The sequence below is a fragment of the Methanosarcina sp. genome (assembly GCF_028693135.1).
Classification (GTDB): domain Archaea; phylum Halobacteriota; class Methanosarcinia; order Methanosarcinales; family Methanosarcinaceae; genus Methanosarcina.
Map to the genome: position 1 here is coordinate 23,136 of NZ_JAQUVZ010000046.1, position 6,000 is coordinate 29,135.

6 protein-coding genes are annotated in these 6,000 nt (G+C 42.4%); 1 reads left to right on the plus strand and 5 read right to left on the minus strand.

Annotation, left to right across the window (positions count from 1 at the left end):
• Positions 1-125 precede the first annotated feature (125 nt).
• The 4 genes from PHF18_RS15090 to PHF18_RS15105 form a co-directional block, all read right to left on the minus strand.
• Positions 126-308, minus strand: coding sequence for a hypothetical protein (locus PHF18_RS15090; RefSeq protein WP_300104293.1), 183 nt, complete (start codon positions 306-308; stop codon positions 126-128).
• A 285-nt stretch (positions 309-593) separates the two neighbouring features.
• Positions 594-2,255 (minus strand): dihydroxy-acid dehydratase, encoded by a 1,662-nt coding sequence (ilvD, locus tag PHF18_RS15095; protein ID WP_300104294.1) that lies wholly within the window; start codon positions 2,253-2,255, stop codon positions 594-596.
• A gap of 201 nt (positions 2,256-2,456) precedes the next feature.
• The gene (locus tag PHF18_RS15100; protein WP_300104296.1) at positions 2,457-2,744 is read right to left on the minus strand and encodes a hypothetical protein; all 288 of its coding nucleotides are present in this window, start codon (positions 2,742-2,744) and stop codon (positions 2,457-2,459) included.
• 718 nt (positions 2,745-3,462) lie between these two features.
• The gene (locus PHF18_RS15105) at positions 3,463-4,608 is read right to left on the minus strand and encodes a TIGR04083 family peptide-modifying radical SAM enzyme (RefSeq protein ID WP_300104297.1); all 1,146 of its coding nucleotides are present in this window, start codon (positions 4,606-4,608) and stop codon (positions 3,463-3,465) included.
• A gap of 412 nt (positions 4,609-5,020) precedes the next feature.
• Between PHF18_RS15105 and PHF18_RS15110 the strand changes: the two genes are divergently transcribed.
• Positions 5,021-5,221, plus strand: a complete 201-nt coding sequence (locus PHF18_RS15110; protein ID WP_300104298.1) for a YegP family protein — start codon at positions 5,021-5,023, stop codon at positions 5,219-5,221.
• Positions 5,222-5,227: 6 nt separating this feature from the next.
• Here PHF18_RS15110 and PHF18_RS15115 read toward each other — a convergent pair whose 3' ends face one another.
• Positions 5,228-5,635 (minus strand): inorganic diphosphatase, encoded by a 408-nt coding sequence (locus PHF18_RS15115; RefSeq protein ID WP_300104300.1) that lies wholly within the window; start codon positions 5,633-5,635, stop codon positions 5,228-5,230.
• Between the last annotated feature and the right edge of the window lie 365 nt (positions 5,636-6,000).

A 6,000-nucleotide genomic window follows, 5' to 3' on the forward strand; every position in this document is an offset into this window, starting at 1 on the left:
CGAATAATGTTGAATGGATCAGAGAACTCTTTAAATTTGTCCGTATTTTGTTGCCAAGAATGGTTATTGGGGGAAATGGAACTGGAGGTCAATTCCCAAACTGAAATTTAGAAGTTATATTTTTATCATTCCTTAAATGTTCCGATATCCCCTGAATTGGGTGCAGAACCTTCCCTACCACCCGCACACTTTATACAGATTCCTTTTCTACGGTCCATGCACTGGCTGCATACAAGTTTTCCGCATAAATGGCAGGTATGAAGTTTAGCCGGGCGCCCGCAGATTGAACATAACCCCTCTACTTCCAAAATTTCGGCCTCCTGAATTTTCCAAATAAAAAGTGGGTTTGAATAAATCGGTTTGAATAATTTGTTTTGAATAATAAGGTCGTATAAAATATAGTTTTGGGGCACTATAAACATTTCCATGAGGGCTGTATCTGAATAATTCTAAGGATGCTCTTCCGGCAAGTGCAGGTCAAAGATAGGAAAATCAATGAAATCCTGAACGAAAATTCCTGATATTCAAAAAAAGAAGAAAAAGAGAGGAAAACGGAGGAAAAGACCTCCGTGAAAATAGAGTGTTAATCGATTTCAGTCCACTATCCCGCCAGTGTTTGCGGAATGGACGGAACGCTGGTACCTGGCAAGGTAACCCGTGACCTCCTTTTTAAGAGGTACGAAAGCAGCTTTCCGCTTCTGTAGCTCTTCTTCAGAGACTTTCAGGTTAAGAACCCTTTCAGGAATGTTGATTTCTATAAGATCCCCATCTTTTACGAGGCCTATTGGCCCCCCTTCACTGGCTTCAGGAGAGACGTGTCCGATACATGGTCCGCGGGTCCCTCCGGAGAAGCGCCCATCAGTTATCAGAGCCACGGACTCGAGCAGGCCCATGCCTGCAATTGCGGCTGTGGATGCCAGCATTTCACGCATTCCAGGCCCTCCTTTGGGACCTTCATAACGGATAATGACAACGTCTCCAGGCTTCACATCCCCTGCAAGAATGCTCTGCATAGCGTCTTCTTCACAATCATACACCCTTGCAGGGCCTGTATGGATACGCATTTTCGGGTCAACCGCAACCTGCTTTACAACCGAGCCATCAGGGGCAAGGCTTCCTTTGAGAACTGCAATTCCTCCTTCGGCATGGATTGGCTTTTCAAGGGTTGCAATGATCTCTTTATTCAGCTTCGGGTTAACTATGTCAAGCTCATTCAGGTTTTCCCCGATAGTTTTGCCGTTAACTGTCAGCTGGTCAAGGTGAAGTTTTGAAGCAAGCCTCTGCATTACTGCCTCGACGCCGCCTGCCCTATCAAAGTGCAGCATGAAATTCGGGCCGCCGGGTCTGAGGGAAATCAGATGGGGTGTTGTTCTGCTCAATTCATCAAAGGCCTCAAGGGGCAGCTCAAGCCCGAACTCATGGGCAAGGGCAGGAAGGTGCAGGGTAGTATTTGTGCTTCCGCCAACCGCCATATCGACCATTATGGCGTTCTCAAAAGATTTGTGGGTGACAATCTGCCTTGGGGTGATGTTCTCTTTTACAAGCTCCACAATGCGCTCTCCGGATTCCTTGGCAATGCGCGTCTTTTTTGCATCCACTGCATGGGCGGTTGCACAGCCAGGAAGGCTCATCCCGAGGGCTTCAGTCATGCATGCCATTGTGTTTGCAGTAAACATTCCGGCACATGACCCTGCCCCTGCACAGGAAAGATTTTCAAGCCTTTGAAGCTCGGCTTCGGAGATTTTGCCTGCTCTGTAGGCACCTACCCCTTCAAAGACTGAGATAAGGTCAGTATATTTATCGTCCACGTATCCAGGGAGCATTGGCCCTCCTGTCACAACAATGGCAGGGATATTAAGCCTGCCTGCTGCCATAAGGTGCGCTGGTACGATCTTATCACAGGTAGGGATAAGGACCATACCGTCAAACTGGTGAGCTCTGACCATCAGTTCGATTGTGTCCTCTATAACTTCCCTGCTGGGGAGGGAATATTTCATGCCCTCATGCCCCATTGCAATCCCGTCGCAGATCCCTATGGTATGGAACTCAAAAGGAACTCCTCCCGCGTTCCTGATTCCAGCTTTTACAGCCTCAGCAAGTTTATTCAGGTGAATATGGCCAGGGATTATGTCATTCCAGGAATTGACAACTGCGATGAACGGCTTCTTCATTTCCGAATCCGTAACCCCCGTTGCTTTAAGGAGGGAACGGTTGGCAGCGCGTTCAGGCCCCTCTTTGATGATGTCGCTTCTCATTGCAAGTCTCCTTATGGTCTCGATATTGAAAACTATCAGTGTAATTCGTTATAATGTATAGATAGGAAAAAACTTCATAGTATAAACAGGTTGGGGAAGAAAAAGCTGTAGAAGGCGCGGAGAAAAAGACTGAAAATCTACAAAAATTTATCGAAAGGTTGGTAAAAAAGGTGCCGAAAAGGGCAGCTGAGGAAAGACCTGTCAAAAAAATAGAGCAGTTACAAAAAACGGTAGGTCAAAAAAATAGGTAAAAGTGTTTTCTGGAAAGAATGATACCTGCTTTTTGGCAATAAAGGCTAAAATCTGTAAAAAATATCCGTTTGAGCCATTAAAACCTGCCTCTAATATCACAAAAAGGCAATTTAATATAATAGTATCCAAATATTTATATAGCCAGTCAGGAATTTTGAATTTAGCATAGTGAACGGACCAGCCCTTAACTACATCTACAAGATCTACAAGATCACACCCAAGCAACACACCACACAAAATTTAACCACCACAGGGTTTCCCCGTTCACCAAATTCTTTTTCTCACTAATTTTTATTTCCTTTTTCTTTTCTATGGTCGTCCCCTTTTACATGGTTGATATTTTGTTATTAGAGCTTTCAGCAAAGCTACTGGGTTCGTTTAGATCTACGGTACGCCGGGTGGGTTCAAGTCTTGCGCGGCGCGTGAAAAGAAAGAACAAAATATGCAATTTGAAGTCATTTTGGAATAATACCAACCAATTAATCAGGGATCACCTTTTCTTTTAAAAACCAAAATTATATTTCGGCACGGGTAAACAGACCTGAAGAAAAAAGCCAAAGTAAAGAAATTGGAATAAGAAAAACAGAAATAAGTAAGCTAATCGGACAAAATGGTTTGAGAAGCAAAGGAATCGCAGTAAGGCTTCCCTAAGACCTTAAGAAAATGAGGGTATACAAAAGGGTCGCTGAAAAAATGAGATTTAGTCCGTAAGGAGTCCGTAAGGCTGAATTTCGGCTGAAATTTCCAGTTGAATATATTATTTTTGAGCTCCTGAACTGTCGCTCGCGACTGTGCAGCCGAAAGAGCGGGGTTTTAAAGCTGACAATAGCCCTGAAGTTCCGGGTGACTTAAACAAAGAAGCTCTTTTGGTTCAGACAACCATGGGAAATTAAACTAAAATTAATTGAACCTTAGAGGTAAGTTTGTTCAAACTCAACTCTTCTGGTTCTCTGTATCAGATCTTCTTAAGCATGAGGGACATTATACTCGCCCTGGAGGACTCCATAGACTGCGGCTGAAACATATTTTCCATGCCACCGGAGGATCCGAACATTTCCTCATTGACCCGTTTGGTTATTTCATCGAATATCATCTTATAAGCAACGCAGTGCGGGTCGACACTTTTTATTTCCCCGTCCGTGGGTACTATGGCATTGTAAGGGCATCCGCCTCTGCAGTAGTTGATATGGGCGCATTTGCCGCATGCCGTGTCCACGTACTCCTTATATTGGTGCATGAGTTTCCAGGCATCGGACTGGGCGAGGTCTGCCATTGTCGGGTGGTCATAAACATTACCCATGACGTACTCGGGCAAGCCTACGAAGCGATAGCAGGGGTATATCCCGCCGTCAGGGCCTACTGCAAAAGTATCCCCCATACAGTCCACGAAGGTACATACAGTACCCCGGCCTGTGAACACACCTTTACACATGTTGTCAATGTTCATAACCTCAATACGGCCCATGTTTTCCAGATATTTGTCAAGAAGGTAGATTAGCAGTTCTCCATACTTTTCCGGATCAAGTGCCCATTTATCGGGGTTGTCGTCCTTTAATGAAGGCAGGCAGGGGTGCAGTTTGAGAGTTAAGCCTTTTTCAAGGTAAAAATTGAAAATATCTTCCTTGAAATTTATGGAATGAGATGTAAAAGTAGTGATGAATCTCACCAGCAGCCCGTGAGCCCTGGCAATTTCATAGCCTCGCATGGTCTTTTCATAGTATCCTTTTCCCCTCTGCAGGTCGTTAAGCTCCTGGGGACCGTCCAGGCTGGAACCAATCGGAATATTGTATTCGGCAAAAATCTCGGCTATCTCCGGAGTAAGCTTCCAGAGATTTGTCTGGATTGCAAAAGCTATTTGTCTGGGGGTTAAACCCTCAACAAGTAAAGGTAAAGCTTCCCGGTAAAAATCCGCGCCAGCCAGGAGTGGCTCCCCTCCATGGAAGGTAAAGGTAACCGAATCATCCCTGAAATTTTTGAGCCATTCAACTACTTCTTTTATGGTTTCGATGCTCATTATAGGGGATTTCTCCTCGGAACTCCAGCAATAACTACAATTCGCAGGACAGCCAAGGGTAGGGATTAGCATCACGTGGAAAGGCATTTTTAAATCACCTTTTTTTAAGCTTCTTCAAATTATTAGTAGTTTTCTAAAAGTACCCTTCCCTGATAAATCGGTTATCAGATAGCTCTTTCTAATGGATTTTTACTTACAACTTTCTTTTTAGAACTCTTTTTATAACTTTTTTTAGAATTCTTTTTAGAATTCTTTTTAGAACTTTTTTTAGAATTTTTTTATAAGTATTGTTTCATTATTCCTCATCAAGGGATGGTAATTCTGGGTATTTTAAAAGTAAATTTTTTAATTTTTTTACATAGAATATTATTTAAATAAATGAACTCAAATATATTACAGGATTCGGGAACCCTCCGGGGAATATCTTGAACCTGAAATCTCAGACATTGATATCAGAGCTTTTGAAAATTAACCATTTAACCAAACAAGGGGGAACTGAATGCCAAAATTTGAAGTATATCTTGATGCAGCAAATGAATACCGTTTCAGGTTAAGAGCAAGAAACGGGCAGATCATCACGATAAGCCAGGGGTACAAAAGCAAGGAAGGTTGCCTGAAGGGAATCGAGTCCGTGAAAACAAATGCCCCGATTGCGCGCATTGTTGTACTTGAAAAGGAAGATGAAGCCGAAAATAAATAAGATAACTCAATGTAACTTCTCGAATACGATTCCTTCAAACCTGCACCTTGTAATTTTTCCCTCGTGGAGGGCATAGAGAAAGGTTTTGAACAGGGCATAAAGCCTGAAATAAAAAGCGAGCAGAGTAGGATAGCAAAAGCCATTAATATACACTAATTTTTTATCATCCCGAACGGAGTTATCCAGAAATTTTACCAGGCCGTCAAAGTCCTCTCTTTCAAGAGTCTCCCCTCTGGACATGCGGGGACCGAGCACGACCACGTCTTCTTCCATACCGTCTGGACCTTTTGTGCCTTCTATGAAACCATAATTAAAGATGGTGGGAAGGGGAGAATAAAAAGCTCTTTCATAGCCTTTTTCTGTTTTTTGGTATTTCGAAAAACTGTATTTGGGCGTTTCTATTATAATTTTCATATATAATTTTCCTGCGTGTGCTCAGGATCAGCTTTAATATCTTTTTCGCTTCCTTCTTTTCAGGCTTTGTTTCCTTTTGTAGCTTTCGCAATTTCAATCCTTTTGTTATTTTATATGTTTTGTACTGGCTTTCAACAGAGAAAAATGAAACTTAATAGTGATGAAAAAGCAGAGAGTGAAAGTCAAATAATAAATATCTGAAGAGATGAAATGCCTGAATAAGTGTCTGAATAATACAGTGTCAAGGGCGGTTAACTTTTTTCCATTTTGGGCGGTCTAGAATTTTCCAATCTTTTTATATAAAGTTTACTCAATTTTCTAAAATTTCTGTAGAATTATGATGTATAAATCCTGTTTTTATACCC

Bases quoted from the DNA above. Each gene is read 5' to 3' on its own strand.
- ilvD (WP_300104294.1), bottom strand. From the start codon at position 2,255: ATGAGAAGCGACATCATCAAAGAGGGGCCTGAACGCGCTGCCAACCGT.
- PHF18_RS15105 (WP_300104297.1), bottom strand. From the start codon at position 4,608: ATGCCTTTCCACGTGATGCTAATCCCTACCCTTGGCTGTCCTGCGAAT.
- PHF18_RS15110 (WP_300104298.1), top strand. From the start codon at position 5,021: ATGCCAAAATTTGAAGTATATCTTGATGCAGCAAATGAATACCGTTTC.
- PHF18_RS15115 (WP_300104300.1), bottom strand. From the start codon at position 5,635: ATGAAAATTATAATAGAAACGCCCAAATACAGTTTTTCGAAATACCAA.